This is a genomic window from Mesorhizobium sp. M7A.F.Ca.CA.004.12.1.1 (assembly GCF_003997835.1).
GTDB lineage: Bacteria > Pseudomonadota > Alphaproteobacteria > Rhizobiales > Rhizobiaceae > Mesorhizobium.
Genome location: NZ_RZRK01000622.1, coordinates 1 through 3,676, shown reverse-complemented (window position 1 = coordinate 3,676; position 3,676 = coordinate 1). Strand labels below are relative to the sequence as shown.

The following is a 3,676-nucleotide window of genomic DNA, read 5'->3' as shown; positions in this document are numbered from 1 at the left end:
AATTACGCCATCTGGCGCGACGCCAGGCAGATGGGCGAGGATGCAGAACCCGTCGCCGATGTCAGCGACGCCGACATGCGCGCCCTGGCTGCCGCGGCCCGCGAAGGTGACGGACCCGAACGGGAAGCCTATCGCAAGGCCGGCGAAGCGCTCGGCTACGGCCTCGGCAGCCTGTTCGCGCTGATCGATCCGGCGCCGGTCGCCATGGTCGGTGTCAGCGCCGCCGCCTTCGACCTGATCGAGCCGGCATTGCGGCAAGCGATTGCCCAGACCGCCGGCGGCCAGCATTCCAAATCGATTTCCTTCGACACCGAGCCGAACGAACTGCCGCTGATCCGCGAAGGCTGCGCCATGCGGGCGCTGATCTTCGTCGATCAGGAGATTTTTGCGCCGGGCGTGCAGGCGAGATCCGGTTTCGGCGGCAAGAACGTGGCGTGAGTTCAAACGAGGGAGTTCAGTCCTCTCGGATGGCGTATCCGGCCCCACGGATCGTGCGGATGACATCAGGCATACGGCCATTGTTGACCGCCTTGCGCAGCCGGCCGACATGCACGTCGACCGTGCGCTCGTCGATGTAGATCGTCTCGCCCCAGACATTGTCGAGCAGCTGGCTGCGCGAGAACACGCGGCCTGGATGGCGCATCATGAATTCGAGCAGGCGGAATTCCGTCGGCCCAAGCCGGATCTCGCTCTTCTTGCGATAGACACGGTGCGACTCGCGATCGAGCACGATATCGCCGACCTTTAGCACGCTGGACAGCACTTCCGGCTTGGCCCGGCGCAGCAGCGCCTTGACCCTGGCCATGAACTCCGGCGTCGAGAAGGGCTTGACCAGATAGTCGTCGGCGCCGGTCGACAGGCCGCGCACGCGGTCGCTTTCCTCGCCTCGCGCGGTCAGCATGATGATCGGCAGCCGCTCGGTCTCGGGACGCATTCGCAGGCGCCGGCAGAGTTCGATGCCCGAAACCGCAGGCACCATCCAGTCGAGCACCAGAAGATCGGGAACGTTCTCCTGCAGCCGGATTTCGGCCTCATCGCCGCGCGTCACCACCTCGACCTGGTAACCTTCGGATTCAAGATTGTAGCGGAGCAGCACGCCTAGCGGCTCCTCATCCTCCACCACCATGATGCGTGGTGCGATCATCGGCTGGTCACCCTTGTTATGCCGCTGGCGCGGACATTGCCGTCTCGTCCTGCTTCGGACGATTGGCTGGCAGCTGCGTGCCGGTCAAAACATAGTAGGCATTTTCGGCGATGTTGGTCACGTGGTCGCCGATCCGCTCGAGGTTCTTGGCGCAAAACAACAGGTGCGTGCACGCCGTGATGTTGCGGGGATCTTCCATCATGTAGGTCAGCAGCTCGCGGAACACCGAGGTGTATTTGACGTCGATGCGTTCATCATTGTTTCTGAGCGTGGCAAGCGCTGCCGCGTCAGCGGCGGCATACTCGTCGACGACCCCCTGCACCTGGATCAGCACCAGCTGCGCCATCGCGTCGATCGAATGCGAAAGATCGTGCGGCGTGACGCTCAGCCCGACAGTGCCGACGCGCTTGGCGATGTTCTTGGCAAGGTCGCCGATGCGCTCGAGGTCGCCGGCCATGCGGATCGAACCGACCACCGCACGCAGATCGTTGGCCATTGGCTGGCGCTTGGCGATCAGCGTGATGGCGCGATCGTCCAGCTCGCGCTGGCGGGCATCCATGATCGCATCGTCGGAAACCACGCGCTGCGCCAGCGCATTGTCCGAATTGAGCAAAGCCTTGGTCGAGCCACTGACCATCGAGCGGGCGAGATCGCCCATGTCGCGGATCAGCTGGCTGATCTGCTCCAGATCCTCATCGAAAGATGCAACGGTATGTTCACCCATGATCTTCGTCCCTCATATGCCTGAGCTCAGCCGAACCGGCCGGTGATGTAGTCCTGGGTGCGTTTGTCGTCGGGGGTGGTGAACATCTTGTCGGTGGCGCCCTCCTCGACCAGATAGCCTAGATGGAACATCGCGGTGCGCTGCGACACGCGCGCTGCCTGCTGCATCGAATGGGTGACGATGACGATCGTATAGTTCTGGCGCAGTTCGTCGATCAGTTCCTCGACGCGAGCAGTGGCGATCGGGTCGAGCGCCGAACACGGTTCGTCCATCAGGATCACCTCGGGTGACACGGCGATGGCGCGTGCAATGCACAGACGCTGTTGCTGGCCACCGGAAAGACCCGTGCCAGGTTCCTGCAAACGGTCCTTCACCTCGTTCCAGATCGCCGCCTTCTTCAAGCTCGACTCGACGATCTGATCCATGTCGGCCTTGCGCTTGGCCAATCCGTGGATGCGCGGGCCATAGGCGACGTTCTCGTAGATCGACTTGGGGAACGGATTGGGTTTCTGAAACACCATGCCGACGCGCGCCCTGAGTTCGACGACATCGATGTTCTTGTCGTAGATGTCTTCTTCGTCGAGCGTTATCTTGCCGGTTACCCGCGCGGAATCGATGGTGTCGTTCATGCGGTTGAGGCAACGCAGGAAGGTCGACTTGCCGCAGCCGGAGGGGCCGATCAGCGCCGTCACCTGATTCAGGCGGACGTCGAGATTGACATCGAACAGCGCCTGCTTCTCGCCATAGAACACGCCGACCTTGTCGCCACGCATTTTGATCACTTCGTTCGACTTGGCGTTCATCTTATCGCCCACTGCATTTTCAAGGGACTGTTCGGTCATGATGTTCATACCAAAATGCCTTTTTTCTACCAGCGCCGCTCGAACCGACGCCGAAGCACGATCGCGGTGATGTTCATGGCCATGAGGAAGACGAGCAGGATGATGATCGCGCCCGACATGCGCTCGACGAAGGCGCGTTCGGCCTCGTTCGCCCACATATAGATCTGCACCGGCAGCGCAGTGGCCGGATCGAAAGGCGTCGTCGGTGGATCGGCGACGAAGGCGACCATGCCGATTAGCAGCAGGGGCGCGGTTTCACCGAGCGCACGCGCTAGACCGATGATGGTGCCGGTGAGGATGCCGGGTGCGGCAAGCGGCAGGATGTGCTGGAACACCATCTGCATCTTGGAGGCGCCAAGACCGAGAGCCGCCGAGCGGATCGACGGCGGCACCGCGGCAAGTGCAGCGCGCGTCGCGATGATGATCGTCGGCAGCGTCATCAGTGTCAGCACCAGGCCGCCGACGAAAGCGGCGGAGCGCGGCATGCCCAGGAAATTGATGAACACCGCGAGGCCGAGCAAGCCGAAGACGATTGACGGCACCGCTGCCAGATTGTTGATGTTGACCTCGATAAGGTCGGTGAAACGGTTCTTCTTGGCGAACTCTTCCAGATAGATGGAGGCGGCGACGCCGATCGGCAGCGCCAGGAGCAACACGATCACCATCATATAAAACGAGCCGATGATCGCCACGCCCATGCCCGAGGTTTCCGGGCGGCTGGAGGCGCCGTAGGTGAACAGGCCGCTGTTGAAGTGCTCGGCCATCGCGCCCTCGGCCTTGAGCTTGTTCATCCAGGTGATCTGCTGGTCCGAGACCTTGCGTCGCGCTTCCTCGACACTGAGGTCGATCTGGCCCTTGAAAGCCGAGTCGAGATTGGCGGCGGCGAGGATGTTGACGTTGCGTGTCGTGCCGATCACGGACGGATCGGCGGCAACGATGTCGCGCAACTGGACGCGGGCGCCTTCC

At 62.3% G+C, this 3,676-nt stretch carries 4 protein-coding genes and 1 pseudogene; 1 reads left to right on the top strand and 4 read right to left on the bottom strand.

The annotated features are described in order from the left end of the window. Positions 1-438, top strand: a pseudogene (locus tag EN984_RS26350) (ROK family protein); the annotation flags it as partial. Between the two features lie 16 nt (positions 439-454). Here the strand turns inward: EN984_RS26350 and phoB are convergent. The 4 genes from phoB to pstA all read right to left on the bottom strand — a co-directional run. Beyond that, positions 455-1,144 (bottom strand): phosphate regulon transcriptional regulator PhoB, encoded by a 690-nt coding sequence (gene phoB, locus EN984_RS26345; RefSeq protein WP_010911896.1) that lies wholly within the window; start codon positions 1,142-1,144, stop codon positions 455-457. Positions 1,145-1,160: 16 nt separating this feature from the next. Then, positions 1,161-1,868, bottom strand: coding sequence for a phosphate signaling complex protein PhoU (gene phoU / locus EN984_RS26340; RefSeq protein WP_127267720.1), 708 nt, complete (start codon positions 1,866-1,868; stop codon positions 1,161-1,163). 26 nt (positions 1,869-1,894) lie between these two features. After that, positions 1,895-2,719 (bottom strand): phosphate ABC transporter ATP-binding protein PstB, encoded by an 825-nt coding sequence (gene pstB, locus EN984_RS26335; RefSeq protein ID WP_127267721.1) that lies wholly within the window; start codon positions 2,717-2,719, stop codon positions 1,895-1,897. Positions 2,720-2,736: 17 nt separating this feature from the next. Beyond that, a partial coding sequence (gene pstA, locus EN984_RS26330; RefSeq protein WP_127384058.1) for a phosphate ABC transporter permease PstA occupies positions 2,737-3,676 on the bottom strand: 940 nt, incomplete at its 5' end.